The sequence below is a fragment of the Sphingomonas phyllosphaerae FA2 genome, from assembly GCF_000427645.1.
Lineage (GTDB): Bacteria > Pseudomonadota > Alphaproteobacteria > Sphingomonadales > Sphingomonadaceae > Sphingomonas > Sphingomonas phyllosphaerae.
The window spans coordinates 308636-324343 of record NZ_KE386571.1 but is presented as its reverse complement, the minus strand read 5'-3'; the positions used below and the strand labels follow the sequence as shown (position 1 = coordinate 324343).

14 protein-coding genes and 1 pseudogene are annotated in these 15708 nt (G+C 68.9%); 12 read left to right on the top strand and 3 right to left on the bottom strand.

Translation table 11 applies throughout. From position 1 onward, the window contains the following. Positions 1–8: 8 nt before the first annotated feature. From zwf to SPHPH_RS0101920, 7 genes and pseudogenes are all read left to right on the top strand, one after another. On the top strand, positions 9–1472 hold the full coding sequence (gene zwf / locus SPHPH_RS0101950; protein ID WP_028965178.1) for a glucose-6-phosphate dehydrogenase: 1464 nt from the start codon (positions 9–11) through the stop codon (positions 1470–1472). A 152-nt stretch (positions 1473–1624) separates the two neighbouring features. Continuing rightward, the gene (gene pgl / locus SPHPH_RS0101945) at positions 1625–2329 is read left to right on the top strand and encodes a 6-phosphogluconolactonase (protein ID WP_028965177.1); all 705 of its coding nucleotides are present in this window, start codon (positions 1625–1627) and stop codon (positions 2327–2329) included. 260 nt (positions 2330–2589) lie between these two features. After that, positions 2590–4419 carry a phosphogluconate dehydratase gene (gene edd, locus SPHPH_RS0101940; protein ID WP_028965176.1) on the top strand — a complete coding sequence of 610 codons (1830 nt, stop codon included), beginning with the start codon at positions 2590–2592 and terminating at the stop codon, positions 4417–4419. A gap of 121 nt (positions 4420–4540) precedes the next feature. Next, a complete protein-coding gene (gene glk, locus SPHPH_RS0101935; RefSeq protein WP_028965175.1) occupies positions 4541–5509 on the top strand; it encodes a glucokinase in 969 nt (322 codons plus the stop codon). Next, the gene (gene eda / locus SPHPH_RS0101930) at positions 5506–6111 is read left to right on the top strand and encodes a bifunctional 4-hydroxy-2-oxoglutarate aldolase/2-dehydro-3-deoxy-phosphogluconate aldolase (RefSeq protein WP_028965174.1); all 606 of its coding nucleotides are present in this window, start codon (positions 5506–5508) and stop codon (positions 6109–6111) included. The genes glk and eda overlap by 4 nt, the downstream gene beginning before the upstream one ends. 186 nt (positions 6112–6297) lie before the next feature. Beyond that, positions 6298–6792, top strand: a pseudogene (locus tag SPHPH_RS0101925) (TonB-dependent receptor domain-containing protein); the annotation flags it as partial. Between the two features lie 162 nt (positions 6793–6954). After that, on the top strand, positions 6955–8286 hold the full coding sequence (locus SPHPH_RS0101920; protein ID WP_028965172.1) for an amidohydrolase: 1332 nt from the start codon (positions 6955–6957) through the stop codon (positions 8284–8286). A gap of 87 nt (positions 8287–8373) precedes the next feature. Here the strand turns inward: SPHPH_RS0101920 and SPHPH_RS18640 are convergent, their stop codons facing one another. Next, on the bottom strand, positions 8374–8802 hold the full coding sequence (locus SPHPH_RS18640; RefSeq protein WP_037487890.1) for an NIPSNAP family protein: 429 nt from the start codon (positions 8800–8802) through the stop codon (positions 8374–8376). Positions 8803–8934: 132 nt separating this feature from the next. On the opposite strand from SPHPH_RS18640, the gene SPHPH_RS0101910 reads away from it, so the two are divergent. After that, entirely contained in the window at positions 8935–9120 is a 186-nt protein-coding gene (locus tag SPHPH_RS0101910; protein WP_028965171.1) for a hypothetical protein, read from the top strand. A gap of 32 nt (positions 9121–9152) precedes the next feature. Beyond that, positions 9153–10106: a 2-hydroxyacid dehydrogenase gene (locus SPHPH_RS0101905; RefSeq protein ID WP_028965170.1), complete on the top strand. Its 954-nt coding sequence runs from the start codon at positions 9153–9155 to the stop codon at positions 10104–10106. 47 nt (positions 10107–10153) lie between these two features. Here the strand turns inward: SPHPH_RS0101905 and SPHPH_RS20330 are convergent, their stop codons facing one another. Beyond that, positions 10154–10798, bottom strand: coding sequence for a hypothetical protein (locus SPHPH_RS20330; RefSeq protein WP_051272784.1), 645 nt, complete (start codon positions 10796–10798; stop codon positions 10154–10156). A gap of 254 nt (positions 10799–11052) precedes the next feature. Between SPHPH_RS20330 and SPHPH_RS0101895 the strand changes: the two genes are divergently transcribed. Together SPHPH_RS0101895 and SPHPH_RS0101890 are read left to right on the top strand one after the other, a co-directional pair. Beyond that, positions 11053–11715 (top strand): response regulator transcription factor, encoded by a 663-nt coding sequence (locus tag SPHPH_RS0101895; RefSeq protein WP_028965169.1) that lies wholly within the window; start codon positions 11053–11055, stop codon positions 11713–11715. Beyond that, on the top strand, positions 11712–13037 hold the full coding sequence (locus SPHPH_RS0101890) for a sensor histidine kinase (RefSeq protein ID WP_037487886.1): 1326 nt from the start codon (positions 11712–11714) through the stop codon (positions 13035–13037). The genes SPHPH_RS0101895 and SPHPH_RS0101890 overlap by 4 nt, the downstream gene beginning before the upstream one ends. A gap of 107 nt (positions 13038–13144) precedes the next feature. On the opposite strand, the gene asd is transcribed toward SPHPH_RS0101890, so the two are convergent. After that, positions 13145–13984 (bottom strand): archaetidylserine decarboxylase, encoded by an 840-nt coding sequence (gene asd / locus SPHPH_RS0101885; protein ID WP_202900626.1) that lies wholly within the window; start codon positions 13982–13984, stop codon positions 13145–13147. Between the two features lie 53 nt (positions 13985–14037). Here asd and SPHPH_RS0101880 point away from each other — a divergent pair, with 53 nt between their 5' ends. Then, positions 14038–15696, top strand: coding sequence for an aminotransferase class III-fold pyridoxal phosphate-dependent enzyme (locus tag SPHPH_RS0101880; RefSeq protein ID WP_028965166.1), 1659 nt, complete (start codon positions 14038–14040; stop codon positions 15694–15696). Positions 15697–15708 lie beyond the last annotated feature (12 nt).

The following is a 15708-nucleotide window of genomic DNA, read 5'->3' as shown; positions in this document are numbered from 1 at the left end:
GACGCGAGTTGGAGCGCAACCCGGTCGGCAAGCTGCTGTTGTTCGGTGCGACGGGCGATCTCGCCAAGCGGATGCTGTTGCCGTCGCTGTACGGCCTGCACGCCGACGGGCTGCTGCCCGAGGGGCTGACGATCACCGGTTCGGCGCGCGGCGACCTGACCGATGACCAGTTCCGCGAGGCGACGCACAAGGCGCTGGACGAGTTCCTGCCGGCCGACCGCAAGGACGAAAGCGCGCTGTCGTCGTTCCTCGCGCGGATCTTCTTCCAGCCGGTCGACCTGTCCGACCCGACGACATTTCAGGCGCTGGCGGACAAGATCGGTGACGTGTCGGGCGGCCTGGCCATCTATCTGTCAACCGCGCCGTCGCTGTTCGAGCCGGCGGTCAAGGGGCTGCAGAGCGTCGGTCTGGCCGGTGAGACGGTACGGATCGGGCTGGAGAAGCCGCTGGGCTACGATCTTGAATCGAGCCGGGAAATCAACGACACCGTCGCCTCGGTCTTCCCCGAAGACCGTATCTTCCGCATCGACCATTATCTCGGCAAGGAGACGGTGCAGAACATCCTGACGCTGCGCTTCGGCAATTCGATGTTCGAGCCGATCTGGAACGCGCAGGGCATCGACAACGTCCAGATCACGATCGCCGAAACGGTCGGGCTGGAGGATCGCGCCGGCTATTACGAAGGCGCGGGCGCGCTGCGTGACATGGTCGCCAACCACATGCTGCAACTGGTCGCGCTGATCGCGATGGAGCCGCCGGCGCTGTATGACGGCACCGCGATCCGTGACGAAAAGGCCAAGGTCTTCCGCTCGATGCGCAAGATCGAGCCCACCGAGGTACAGCAGAACACCGTCACCGGCCAGTATGAAGAGGGCGCGGTCGGCGGCAAGGTCGTGCGCGGTTACGACGAGGAGCTGGGTTACGACAGCGACGTCGAGACGTTCGTCGCGATCAAGGCGCATATCGACAACTGGCGCTGGCAGGGCGTGCCCTTCTACCTGCGCACCGGCAAGCGCATGGCCAAGCGCCGCAGCGAGATCGCGATCCAGTTCAAGCCGGTGCCGCACTCGATGTTCTCGGGGCGCGGCGGGATGCTCCAGCCCAACAAGCTGATCATCCGCCTCCAGCCGGAGGAATATGTCCAGCTGCTGGTGATGACCAAGGAGCCGGGCCTCGACCGCGACGGCGTTCGCCTGCGCGAAGTGCCGCTGAACCTCAGCCTTGACGCCGAGTTCGCGGGCAAGCGTCGCCGGATCGCCTATGAGCGGTTGCTGCTCGACCTGATCGAGGGCGACCAGACCTTGTTCGTGCGCCGCGACGAGGTGGAGGCGCAGTGGCGCTGGATCGACGCGATCCGCGCCGGCTGGGCCGCGAACCAGACCAAGCCCAAACATTATGCCGCGGGCACCTGGGGCCCGGCCGGCGCGATCGCGCTGACCGAGCGGGATAACGTGACGTGGCAGGACGATTGATGGGACAAGGGGAAGGACAAAAATGCCTTCCCCGTTCGTCCTGAGGAGCTGCTGAGCGAAGTCGAAGCGGCGTCTCGAAGGACATGGTGGTTCGAGACGAGGCTTCGACGGGCTCAGCCTCTCCTCACCACGAACGGAAGACTGGAAAGCACATGACCGAAATCGAATGGTGGGAATATGACGACGCCGCCGAGCTGGCCGATGCGGTCGCGGGCGATATCCAGTTCGTCATCGAAAGCGCGATCGACGCGCGCGGTTCGGCGGTGATCGCGCTGGCGGGCGGCAAGACCCCCCTGCCCGCCTATGAGAAGCTGGCCAAGGCCAAGCTCGACTGGAAGCGCGTGACGATCATCCCCGGCGACGAGCGGATCGTGCCGCTGGGCGACGCGCTGTCGAACGTCACCGCGCTGGGCAAGATCTTCATCCCCAAGGGCGCGCGCGTGATGCCGATCGTCCCGAAGGCGACCGACGATTACAAGGCTGCGGGCCGCTCGGCCGACGCGCTGATGCAGGACCTGCACTGGCCGCTCGACCTGTGCCTCCTTGGTGTGGGCGGCGACGGGCATACCGCGTCGATCTTCCCCGGCCCCGATTACGACGAGGCGCTCAACGGACCGAAGGAACGTCGCGCGATCGGCGTCATGCCCGATCCGCTGCCGCCCGAGGCGCCGGTCGCGCGCGTCACGCTGACCCGGCAGGGGATCGTCACCGCCCGCGCGCTGATGATCGCGGTGACCGGCGACGCCAAGCGCAAGGTGATCGAGGATGCGATCAAGGAGGGCGCCGGCTCGCCCTATCCGATCGGGCGCGTGCTGGCCGATGCGGAACTGCCCGTCGACATCCACTGGGCGGCGTAGCCGATCGACGTCGCTCCCACACCGTTCGTGCTGAGGAGATGCTGAGCTTGTCGAAGCATCGTCTCGAAGCACCGGCCCTTCGAGACGCCGTTTCGACAGGCTCAACGGCACCTCAGGGCGAACGGGGGTGGATGTGGATCAATCGCAGCAAGTTCCAGCCCTTGTCCCGCGAACGATGCTGTCGCAAAGACTGCCGCTACGGCCTTCATTGAAGGCCATGATTGCCGGGAACGCCCCCGGCAAGACGAGGACGCAAGATCATGAACCCCGCCGTCAGCGCCGTCACCGACCGGATCATCGAGCGCAGCCGCCCGACGCGGCAGGCGTATCTCTCGCTGATCGAACGCGAGCGGCAGGGCTGGATCGGCCGTCCGCGGCTCGGCTGCGCCAACCTCGCCCACGCCTATGCCGGCACGCCCGAAGACCGCGAGGCGATGAAGACGCAGCATCAGGCAATGAACATCGGGCTGGTGACCGCGTACAACGACATGCTGTCCGCGCATGCGGTCTATTATCGTTACCCTGAGCAGATGAAGGTCTGGGCTCGCGAGGCCGGGGCGACCGCGCAGGTCGCGGGCGGCGTGCCCGCGATGTGCGACGGCGTGACCCAGGGCTATGCCGGGATGGAGCTGTCGCTGTTCAGCCGCGACACGATCGCGCTGTCGACCGCGGTGGCGCTGAGCCACGGCACGTTCGAGGGTGCGGCGCTGCTCGGCATCTGCGACAAGATCGTGCCCGGGCTGCTGATGGGCGCGCTGCGCTTCGGCCATCTGCCGATGATTCTGATCCCCGGCGGTCCGATGCCCTCGGGGCTCCCCAACAAGGCGAAGGCGGCGGTGCGCGAGCGGTTCGCGACCGGCGATTGCGGGCGCGAGGAGCTGCTAGAGGCGGAGATCGCCGCCTACCATACGCAGGGCACCTGCACCTTCTACGGCACCGCCAACACCAACCAAATGATGATGGAGGTGATGGGCCTCCACATGCCGGGTGCGGCGTTCGTCAATCCGGGCACCAAGCTGCGGCAGGAGCTGACCCGCGCCGCGGTCCACCGGCTTGCGAAGATCGGTGCGCACGGCGACGATTACCGCCCGCTCGGCGCGTGCGTCGACGAGAAGGCGGTGGTCAATGCCGCGGTCGGTCTGCTGGCGACCGGCGGGTCGACCAACCATTTGCTCCACCTTCCCGCGATCGCGCGCGCGGCGGGGATCGTGATCGACTGGGAGGATTTCGACCGGCTGTCGGCGGCGGTGCCGCTGATCGCGCGCGTCTATCCGAACGGCTCGGCCGACGTGAACGGCTTCGAGGCCGCGGGCGGAATGCCTTATGTCATCAAGGAATTGCTGGCGGGCGGCTGTCTGCACCGCGACATCATGACGGTCGCAGGCGACGACCTGACCGCCTACGCCGCCGCGCCGACGCTCGACGGCGACGCGCTGACGTGGATGCCGGCGGGCGACAGCCGCGACGAAACGATCCTCCGCCCGGCGACCGCGCCCTTCTCGCCCGACGGCGGGATGCGGATCCTGCAGGGCAATATCGGACGTGCGTGCATCAAGGTGTCGGCGGTCGAGCGCGAGCGCTGGATCGTCGAGGCCCCCGCGCGCGTCTTCGCCGACCAGCTGGAGGTGATCGAGGCGTTCAAGAACGGCGAGCTGGAGCAGGACGTGGTCGTCGTCGTCCGCTTCCAGGGGCCGCGTGCCAACGGTATGCCCGAACTGCACAAGCTCACCCCGCCGCTCGGCGTGCTTCAGAACCGTGGGTTCAAGGTTGCGCTGGTGACGGACGGGCGGATGTCGGGCGCGAGCGGCAAGGTGCCGTGCGCGATCCATTGCTCGCCGGAGGCTCTGCCTGGTCTGAACGGACGCGGTGGCGCGATCGGGCTGATCCGCGACGGCGACCTGATCCGCGTCGATGCCGAGGCGGGGACGCTGGAGGCGCTGGTGCCCGCCGACGAATGGGCGGCGCGCGAACAGGCACCGACCCCGGCGCCAGCCAGCGGCATGGGCCGCGAATTGTTCGGCATGTTCCGCGGACTGGCGGATGAGGCCGAAAAGGGCGCGAGCGCGGTGCTGGCCGGCGCGGGACTTTGATGTTTAAGCCCTCTCCCCTGTGGGGAGAGGGTTGGGAGAGGGGTTCGGGTCTCACCGAGGGGAACGCCAGCGGCAACCCCTCACCCCGGCCCTCTCCCCACCGGGGAGAGGGAGTAAGTTTATGCAGGTCGTAGCGGTCGATATCGGGGGCACGCACGCGCGCTTCGCCATCGCGGAGGTCGAGGCCGGGCACGTCGTCTCGCTTGGTGCACCCACCACGCTCAAGACCGCCGAGCACGCCAGCCTCCAGACCGCCTATGAGGCGTTCCGCGAGCGGATGGGCGGAACCTTGCCCGATGCGGCGGCGATCGCGGTCGCCTCGCCGATCACCGGCGACGTGATCCGCATGACCAACAACCCGTGGGTGATCCGCCCGTCGCTGATCCCCGAACGGCTCGGCGCATCGACCTGGACGATCATCAATGATTTCGGCGCGATCGGCCATGCGGTGGGGCAGCTGCCGGAGGGCGATTTCGAACATCTGTGCGGCCCTGACGCGCCGCTGCCGAAGGACGGCGTCACGACGGTCTGCGGTCCCGGCACCGGGCTGGGCGTCGCGCAGGTCTACAAGCAGGACGGCCGCTACCGCGTACTGCCTACCGAGGGCGGGCATATGGATTACGCCCCGCTCGACGGGATCGAGGATGCGTTGCTCAAGCGGCTGCGCAAGACCTATACCCGCGTGTCCGCCGAGCGGATCGTCGCCGGGCCGGGGATCGTCGCGATCTACGAGACGCTCGCCGAGCTGGAGGGCCGCGCCTACATCCACAAGGATGACAAGGCGATCTGGACCGAGGCGCTGGAGGGCACCGATTCGATCGCGCTCGCGGCGCTCGATCGCTTCTGCCTCGCGCTGGGCGCGGTGGCGGGCGATCTCGCGCTGGCGCATGGCGCGAAGGGCGTCGTGATCGCGGGCGGGTTGGGCCTGCGGATCAAGGACAAGTTGCTGCGCTCGGGCTTCGATCAGCGCTTCGTCGCCAAGGGCCGGTTCCAGTCGCTGATGTCGGCGATCCCGGTCAAGCTCATCACCCATCCGCAGCCGGGCCTGTTCGGCGCCGCGGCCGCCTTCGCGCAGGAGCATCAATCGTGAGCAACATCGAAACCGTCATGCGCACCAGCCCTGTCATCCCGGTGCTGGTCATCCACGACGCCGCGCAGGCGCGTCCGCTCGCGGAGGCGCTGGTCGCGGGCGGGCTGAAGGTGCTGGAGGTGACGCTACGCACCCCCGCCGCGCTCGACGCGATCCGCGAGATGCGTCAGGTGCCCGGTGCGATCGTCGGCGCGGGCACGGTCGTGTCGACCGAGCAGGTCGCGCAGGTCAAGGATGCGGGCGTCGAGTTCATCGTCTCCCCCGGCCTGTCGGCGAAGACCGGCGAGGCGATCCTCGAGGCGGGCATCCCGTGGCTGCCGGGTGTCGCGACCGCGGGCGACATCATGCGCGGGCTCGACATGGGGCTGGAGCATTTCAAGTTCTTCCCGGCCGAAACCAGCGGCGGGGTGAAGGCGCTCAAAGCGCTCGCCGCGCCCTTCTACGAGTGCAAGTTCTGCCCGACCGGCGGCATCACCGAGGCGAGCGCGCCCGACTGGCTGGCGATCGGGCCAGTGCTGTGCGTGGGCGGCAGCTGGGTGACCGAGGGCACGCTGCCCGAAATCGAGGCCCGCGCGCGCGCGGCGGCGGCGCTGGGGCGGTGACCGTCGCCATGTTCCGTACCTGACCCGAAGACTCCGCGTTTGGCAAAGCGAAGTTCAAGGTCGACCCGAAATGACAGCGGAAAGCGACTGGTGCGTCACGACATAAGCCTTGGCGCGCCGTCCTCAGCCTGGCAGCCTAGTGCCTTCCTGAGCAGAGGAAGCTAGACCACCGTACCGTGTGGTCAGGACATCACGCAGACCTCGAACGACCCCAGCACGATCCGCATTCGCGGCGTCGAGGTGAGCTGGAACCAGTCGTTCGACCGCTGGCTGCCGGTCGACAGCTTCGGCTTGCTCGCCAACTACACGCGCGTGATCCCGACCAAGGTGGCGATCGGCACCGGCTTCACGGTGCGCAACCTGTCGAAGAACACCGCGAACATCACGCCTTATTGGGAAAACCGGCTGTTCAGCCTGCGGCTGTCGGCCAATTACCGCAGCTCCTACGAACAGAATGGCGCCGACAGCTTCTTCGCGACCGAGGGCCATACGGTGCGCGCCCGCACGCAATTCGATCTGTCGGCGGGCTTCACCCCGACCGATTATCTCAGCTTCGCGGCGGGCGTCATCAACCTCAACAACAGCCGCGAGGAAGCCTATTACAACAACAATCCGTCGATCTGGCAGGAGAGCAGCTTCTACGGTCGCAGCTTCTATCTGTCGGCGACGCTGCGGATGTAATTGACGCGCCTTCGTCATTGCGAGCGTAGCGAAGCAATCCAGGGCGTCCTGATCCGGCCCTGGATTGCTTCGCTCCGCTCGCAATGACGGTCGACGGCGCACACGATCGCTTGTTGTGACCGGACGCAGACCCTAGGCTGCGGAAAACAAGGGGGTCTTGCCATGCGTCATCTGCTTCTCGCCGCCGCCGCGCTGGGCGCGTTCGCGCCGCCCGCGTCCGCCGAGCCCGATTATGCCGCGGCGATCCGCGCCGATTACGACACGTCGCTCGCCGCGATGTGGGACGACTTCCATCGGCACCCCGAGCTGTCGTTCAAGGAAGAACGCACCGCCGCAAAGATGGCGGCGGCACTGCGCGCAATCAAAGGCGTGCAGGTGACCGAAAAGGTCGGCGGCACCGGCGTGGTCGGCGTGCTGAAGAACGGCAACGGTCCGGTCGTGCTGGTCCGCGCCGACATGGACGGGCTGCCGGTCGAGGAGAAATCCGGGCTCGCCAATGCCAGCACCGTGCGGCAGGTCGGCATCGACGGGGTCGAAGCGCCGGTGATGCACGCCTGCGGGCACGACACGCACATCGTCGGGCTGGTCGCGACCGCGCGCCGGCTGGCGGCGCTGAAGGACCGCTGGGCCGGGACGGTCGTCTTCGTCGTCCAGCCCGCCGAGGAACGCGTCGGCGGCGCAGCGGCGATGGTCAAGGACGGGCTCTACACGCGCTTCCCCAAACCCGACTACGCTTTGGCCTATCACTCAAATTCCGAAGGGCTGGCCGGCACCGTCTCGGCGTCGGAGGACATCCAGTACAGCTCGTCCGACAGCGTCGACATCATCGTCCCCGGCATCGGGGCGCATGGCGCGAGCCCGCAGGCGGGCAAGGACCCGGTCTATATGGCCAGCCAGCTGGTCATCGCGCTGCAGGGGCTGGTCAGCCGCGAGCGCCAGCCGCTGCGCCCGGCGGTCATCACCGTCGGCAGCTTCCACGCCGGGCTGAAGCACAACATCATCTCGGATCAGGCGAAATTGCAGGTGACCGTGCGCGCCAACGACGAAGCGACGCGCGCGCAACTGCTCGCCGGTATCCGGCGCGTCGCGCGCGGCATCGGCGAGCTTAACGGGATGCCCGCCGACAAGCTGCCGGTCGTCACCGTGATCGAGGGCACGCCGACAACGGTCAACGACGCCGCGCTGGCACGCCGGCTCAATGCGGTAATGGCGACGACACTGGGCGCCGACAAGGTGATCCCGTTCCAGCAAAAGGGCATGGGCGCGGAAGATTTCGCCGCGTTCATCGAGCCCAAATACGGCATCAAGGGCTATTATTTCGCGGTCGGCGGCACGCAACAGGCGGCGTTCGATGCCGCCGCGAAAGGTGGACCGCCGATCCCTTCGCACCATTCGCCATTGTTCAAGGTCGATCCGCAGGCGGTCGTCACCACCGGCGCGACCGCGATGACCGCGGCGGTGCTCGACCTGCTCAAGCCGGGCGGCGCGGCCTGATCGTCATTGCGAGCGTAGCGCGGCAATCCAGGGCGTCCTGATCCGGCCCTGGATTGCTTCGCTCCGCTCGCAATGACGGGGTGACGATCATTTCGGAAGGATCGGCGGCGAATAATCCGTCGCGGTCATGAACACGCTGTCGACCTTCGTCACCAGCTTGCCCGCCGCCTCGGAGGCGGCGACGACCTTCTGCCACTCCGGGTCTTTGCCGAACGCCGCCCAGTCCGCCTCGCGCGCCGCACGGCTGGGATAGGCGAGCACATAGACCACCCGCCCCTCGGGCGCGGCATCGGTGGGGATCTCATTCCAATAGGCGACATTGGTCATGCCATGCTTGGCGAACAGCCCCAGCGTATGCTCACGGAAGCGCGCGTTGAGCGCCGCCGCCTTGCCGGGCGCGGGATAGTAAGTGCGCAGCTCGTAGATCACTGTCTTCGGATCGAGTTTCGCCGGCTCGGCCTGCGCCACGCCGCCCGCCAACAACGCCGCCACGCCCGCACACAGGATCAGTCGCATCTTGCCCCTCCTTCTCATTGTCGCGCAGCATATCGTCGCTAAACCGTTGAGCGGACAAGCCCTTCCTCTTTCCGTCGCAGAAAGAAGGCCTTAACCTCGATTGTGCCCGATCGTCGGGCTGGAGGGTGTCCGATGTTCCGCCTGCTCGCCGTCGCCGCCGCGCTGACGCTGATGGCTCCGCCCGTCGCCGCCGCGCCGTGCAAGGACCCGAAGACCGGCAAATTCGTCAAATGCCCGCCCGCCAAGGCGACGCGCTGCAAGGGCGCGAATGGAAAGTTCGTCAAATGCGGTACGCCCGGCGCGCGCCCGGCCGGCTGACGCGCAGCGCACGAGCCGCTACACCGGCGGGCATGACCGACACACATATCCTCATGCCCGCCCCGATGCCCGGCGCGGTGATCGCCGCGCTCGAAGCACGCTTCACGCTGCACCGGTTGTGGGAGCAGCCCGACGCCGATGCCTATCTGGCGGAACACGGGCCGACGATCCGCGGGATGGCCGCCAATACGCTTGCCGGCCGGGTCGATGCCGCGCTGTTCGACCGGCTGCCCGCGCTGGAGATCGTCGCCAATTTCGGTGTCGGCTATGACAATATCGACGCGCGGGCGGCGGCGGCGCGCGGGATCATGGTCACCAACACCCCCGGTGTGCTGGACGCCGAGGTCGCCGACCTCGCACTCGGGCTGTTGCTCGCGACGATCCGGCGCCTGCCGCAGGCGGATCGCTACGTGCGCGAGGGGCAGTGGGAGCAGGCCCCCTTCCCGCTCTCCCCGACGCTGCGCGGGCGGACGGTCGGCATCCTCGGGCTGGGCGCGATCGGGCAGCAGATTGCGCGGCGGCTGAAAGGGTTCGATGTCGCGATCGCCTATCACCAGCGGACCCGGCGCGACAACGTGGCCTATGCCTATCACGACAGCCCGGTCGCACTCGCCCAAGCCTGCGACGTGCTGATCGCCATCGTGCCGGGCGGCGCGTCGACGCGCCATCTGGTCAATGCAGAGGTGCTGGAGGCGCTGGGCAAGGACGGCATCTTCATCAACGTCGCACGCGGCAGCGTCACCGACGAGCCGGCGCTGATCGCCGCGCTGCGCACGGGGACGATCCTCGCCGCCGGGCTCGACGTCTATGCCGACGAGCCGCACGTCCCTGCCGAGCTGCGCGCGATGGACAATGTCGTGCTGCTGCCGCACCTCGGTTCGGCCTCCGAACAGACCCGCGCGGCGATGGGGCAGTTGGTGGTCGATAACCTCATCAGCTGGTTCGACACCGGCGCGGCGCTGACGCCGGTCCCCGAAACCGCCTGACGCGCGAAAAGGGGAGCAGCGCGCGTGGCGCTGCTCCCCCGGTTCGATCACGCGCGCGGCGCGACCGGCGCGGGCGTCACCTGCCCGTTCACCGGTGGCGGCGGCGGCGCGCCGGCGCCCGGTGCGGGCGGGGGCGGTGGAGCACCAGCGCCCGGTGCAGGCGGAGCCGGCGGTGCGCCAGCGCCCGGCGGGGGCGGAGGCGGCGGAGCACCCGCGCCGGGCGGAGGGGGCGGCGGCGCACCGGCTCCCGGCGGCGGAGGCGGCGGTGCGCCAGCCCCCGGCGCGGGCGGGGGCGGCGGAGGCGGCGGCGCGCCGACCTCGCGCACCCCGCCCTGATCGGCGAGGAAGCGCGCCCGCAACTGCCCGTCGTCGAAGCGGCCCTGCACCAGCACCGGCGCGCCCTTGGTCAGCGAGCCCGCGCCCGACCCGGCGTCGACCAGCGTCCGCCCACTGGCATCCTCGACCAGAAAGCGCGTGCCATAGACACCCGCGACGCGCCCACGCACCGTCACGATGCCGCTGGTGGCAGGCAGTTTGGCGATCGCGGTCGGCACGGTCGGCGCCATCTCGACGCTCGGACGCGTCAGCTGCACCGCGCCGGCACCACCGGCGGCACCCATCGCCAGCAAGGCGGCACCACCGAGCGCAATACGCTGCCCGCGCGACAGATGCGGGATCATCGAAGCTTTCATCACTCACTCCTCTTCGGGTTGATGAGCGATGTTTAGGCGCGCCCCCTGGCACCCGCGCTGAACCGGATCGTTCAGTTTCGGTTTAAGCGATCGGCATAGGGCGGAAGACAGCAGGAAGCACCTGCACCTCCCCGTCGCCCCGGACTTGATCCGGGGCCCCGCTTTCAGCGACGGTGGCAAGAAGCGGGATCCCGGATCAAGTCCGGGATGACCAAAGGGGACATGGTTCACGCACACACGAAGAAAGGGGCACGATGCGTATCCTGCTGGTCGAGGACGACCGCGATCTCGGGTCGGCGATCGCGCGCGCGCTGCGCGAGGAGAATTTTGCGGTCGACCTTGCCGCTAACGGCATCGACGCCGCGCATCTCGGCGAAACTGAGCGGTTCGACGCCGCAGTGCTCGACCTCGGGCTGCCGGGGCGCGACGGCATTTCGGTGCTCAAGGCGTGGCGCGACGCGCACCGCGACCTGCCGGTGCTGATCCTCACCGCGCGCGATGGCTGGTCGGACAAGGTCGCCGGGTTCAAGGCCGGCGCGGACGACTTCCTCGTCAAGCCGTTCCGCGTCGAGGAACTGGTGATGCGGCTCCGCGCCTTGATGCGCCGTGCGGCTGGCCATGCGCAGGCACTGGTTGCGTGCGGTCCGCTCTCGTTCGACACACAAACCGGCGTGTTCGAACTCGACGGTTTGCCCCTCAAGCTCACCGCCTTCGAATGGCGCGTGCTGTCGCAGCTGATGCTCCATCGCAACGCGGTGATCGAGCGGCTCGACCTGCTGGAGCGCGTCTACGAAGGCGATGCCGATGTCGACTCGAACAGCCTCGAGGTGATCGTCGGGCGACTGCGCAAGAAGATCGGCGCGACGCTGATCGAGACGGTGCGCGGGCGCGGCTATCGACTGGTGTGCCCGGCATGAGCCGGCTTTTGCCGCGTTCGCTGCAGGCCCGGATGCTGCTGGTGTCGGCGGCGGCGACGATGCTGGCGCTGGTGCTGGCGGGAGCGGTGATGGCCGGGCTGCTCGGGCGGTTCGTGACCGAGGGGCTCGACCGTCGGCTCGATGCGCAACTGCTGGTGCTCGCCTCGGTCGTCGACGGTGAGGGGCGTGTCGATCGCACGCGATTGACGCAGCGGGCGGCGGCGTTCGGCAGCGACCCCGGCTGGCAATGGCAGATCAAGGGACCGGACGGCGCGATCGGAGCCGCCGACATTCCTGCCCCACCCGCGGGACCGCCCACCCCGCCGGCGCCACCCGCGCCGCCCGCCCCACCCGGGCCACACCCGGTGGAGGCGAAAGCGGCGGACGGCGGGACGCTCCACGCCCGCACGATCACGCTCACCACTCGCCGCGGCGACGTGACGCTGACCGCCGCCGCACCTCGTGACGTGATCGCGCGGCCGATCGAGGGCGCGCTCACGCCGTTGCTGATGGCGCTCGCCGGCGTCGCGGCGTTGCTGACCGGCGCATTGCTCGTCCAGCTCCGCATCGCGCTGCGCCCGCTGCGCCGGCTGCGCGAACAGGTCGCGGCGATCCGCATCGGCGCGCGCGAGCAGGTCGACGAAGACCAGCCCGCCGAACTTGCGCCGCTGGCGAGCGAACTCAACGCACTGACCGTGGACAATGCCGCCGCACTCGCGACCGCGCGCGCTTCGGCCGCCAATCTCGCCCATGCGCTCAAGACCCCGGTCGCCGCGCTGGCGATCGACCTGCGCGACCAGCCGCGCCTCGCCGCGACCGTCGCGCGGATCGACCGCACGATTCGCCACCATCTCGCCCGTGCGCGCGCCGCCGCGGTCAACCGCCGCGTCGCTACGCCGCTCGCGCATGCGGTTGCGGACATCGCGGTGGTGGTGGAGCGGCTTCACGACGGCCCGCCGCTGACGATCGTACGCGAGATCACGGACGACATTGCGGTCGCGGTCGATGCGCAGGACCTCGACGAATTGCTCGGCAACCTGCTCGACAATGCCGCGCGCCACGCCGCGTCGCGGATCGTCGTTGCCGCGCACCGCGACGGGCGCAGTGTCGCGGTGACGATCGCCGACGACGGCTCCGGCATCCCCGCCACCGCGCGCGCGCAGGTGCTGCAACCCGGCACGCGGCTCGACGAGCGCGGCGACGGCCACGGCTTCGGGCTGCCGATCGTCGCGGAACTGGCGGCGCTTTATGGTGGGTCGGTGACGCTGGCGGAGAATGCGCCGCATGGCCTGTTGGTGACGCTGACGCTGCCCGCGGCGTAACCGTCATCCCGGACTTGATCCGGGATCCCGCTTCTTCTTGCCTCGGCCACCAGAAAGAAGCGGGGCCCCGGATCAAGTCCGGGGCGACGAGGAAGGACAGGAACCCCTCACCACTCAGCGATCGCGTCCCCCGCGCGGATCGCCTGCCCCTCTTGCAATCCCTCCCGCAGCCGCGCCGCCTCCGGCAGAAACATCACGATCGTCGAGCCATGCTCGAACCACCCCATCTCCGCCCCCTTGCGCACCGCCACGTCGCACGCGCGCCGTCCCGGCCCCTGCTCGCGCAACGTCCGTTCGGTATCAAGGAACGTCAGCCGGATGCTCGCCACCAGAATCGCCGCGACCGGCACCAGCAGCAGCTCGCGCCCGGCCGCCCCGCGTGCCTCGATCACCGCGCGCTCGTTGCGGCAGAACAGCCGCTCGACGCGGCGCAACGCGATTGGATTGACGTTCCAGCAATCGCCCGACTGATAGGTCACCGCCTCCACCGTCAGATCGGCGGGCGCATGGAAGCGATGGTACATCCCCGCGGTCAGCCGCAGCGTCACGAACCACCCATCGGCAAATCGCGCCGCCAGCGCCGCATCGGGCACCAGTTCGTCGAGCCGGTACGAAAAGCCCTTCACCTGATACAGCCGCCCGTCCTCGACGCGTCCATGCGCGCCGACGATCGCATCGCACGGGCTCGCCACCACGCCCTCGCCCGCCGCGAACACCCGCGCTCCCGCGCGCAGCCGCCGGATGAACCCGTTGCGCAAGCTCGAAAAGCGCGTGGTCTCGGCATCGCGCAGGTCGACGTCGCAGAAGAACCGCCACGCCGCCAATGCGGGCCTGGCGACCAGCGGATGCTCGATTGCCGCGATCCGCCCGACCATTTTCGTCGCCCAGCGCCGCGGCAAGCGGTTGGTCAGCAGGAAATTGAGGTCCTCCTGCATCAGCACGCGCATCAGTCCGCTTCGCATTGTCACACCTGCGTCATCGCGGCGCGCGTAGTGGCGCTATGGAGAAAAAGACCCTCGCCGCCGTCGCCGGGCTCGTCGCCGGCACCCTGTTCGCCGCCACCAAGGGCCGCGAGCGGCTCGCGCTGTCGCGCGCCAAGCATCCCGGCCCCGGCGGCCACGTTCGCATGGCCAAGCGCCTCGCCGGGCAGATCCCGTATTACGCGCATGTCGACGAACGCTTCTTCCGCGCCGACGCGTGCGACGCCGCTGTCGCCGCACGCCGCCGCGCCGGCTTCGAGCGCCTCGCCGCGCTCTATGCCGAACGCTTTCCCAAGACGCTCGCGCTGACCGCCGGGACGCGCGAAGGGCTGTCCGACCTGCAATTCACCGGCCGCTACCGCGTACCCTTCCCCTTCGCAGCGACGGTGCGCGAACACCTGCCCGTCGGCGCGTTCATGGCGCGCTCGGACGGCGCGTGGCTGACCGACCTCGACGGCAACCGCTTCATCGACCTGACCGGCAGCTATGGCGTCAACCTGTTCGGCAACGACTTCTACAAGGCGACGATGCGCGAGGCGCTCGACGTGGCCGAGCCGCTCGGCGCGGTGCTGGGCAGCTATCACCCGGTCGTCGCCGACAACGTCCGCCGGCTGCGCGCACTGTCGGGGCTCGACGAGGTGTCGTTCCATATGTCCGGCACCGAGGCGGTGATGCAGGCGGTGCGGCTCGCGCGCTACCACACCGGCAAGCGCCGGCTGGTGCGGTTCGCGGGCGCGTATCACGGCTGGTGGGGCGACGTGCAGCCGGGGATCGGCAACCCCGTTCCCGCCGACCATACGCTGACGCTCGCCGACCAATCCGAACAGACGCTGGCGGTGCTCGCCCGGCGCAAGGACATCGCCTGCGTGCTGGTCAATCCGTTGCAGGCGCTCCATCCGAACGTCGGCGCACCGTCCGACAGCCAGCTGGTAGACAGCGCTCGAACGGCCGGCGCGGACCTGCCCGCGTACATCGCGTGGCTCCGCCGCCTCGCCGATACGTGCCGTGCCAATAGCATCGTGCTGATCGTCGACGAGGTGTTCATGGGCTTCCGCCTCGCGCCCGGCAGCGTCGCGCGGGCGTGGGATATCGACGCGGACATGATCGTCTGGGGCAAGTCGCTGGGCGGCGGGTTGCCGATCGGCGCGCTGACCGGCCGTGCGGCGCTGATGAAGCGCTGGCGCGACGATCGCCCGGTGGACATCTGCTTCGCCCGCGGGACCTTCAATGCGCACCCCTATGTCATGGCCGCGACCGACGCCTTCCTGCGCCGGCTCGACACGCCGGCGATCGAGGCGCTGTACGAGGGCATGACCGAGCGATGGAACGCACGCGCCGCACGGCTCAACACGTTGCTCGCGGAGGCCGGATTGCCGCTGTCGGTCGCGCATCTGGAGACGGTGTGGACGATCCTCTACACCCGCCCGTCGCGCTATAACTGGATGCTGCAATATTACCTCCGCGCCGAGGGGCTGGCGCTGTCATGGGTCGGCACGGGGCGGCTGATCTTCAGCCTCGACATCGACGACGCGCTGTTCGACGACATCGCCGCGCGGATCGTCTCGGCCGGGCAGGCGATGCGGGCCGACGGCTGGTGGGACGGGCCGGTTGCGACCAACAAGCAATTGAAGCGGCAGGCGTTGAAGGAGTCGTTCGGTGCTCGCCTGCGGGGCGGGTGACGAAGAAGCCCT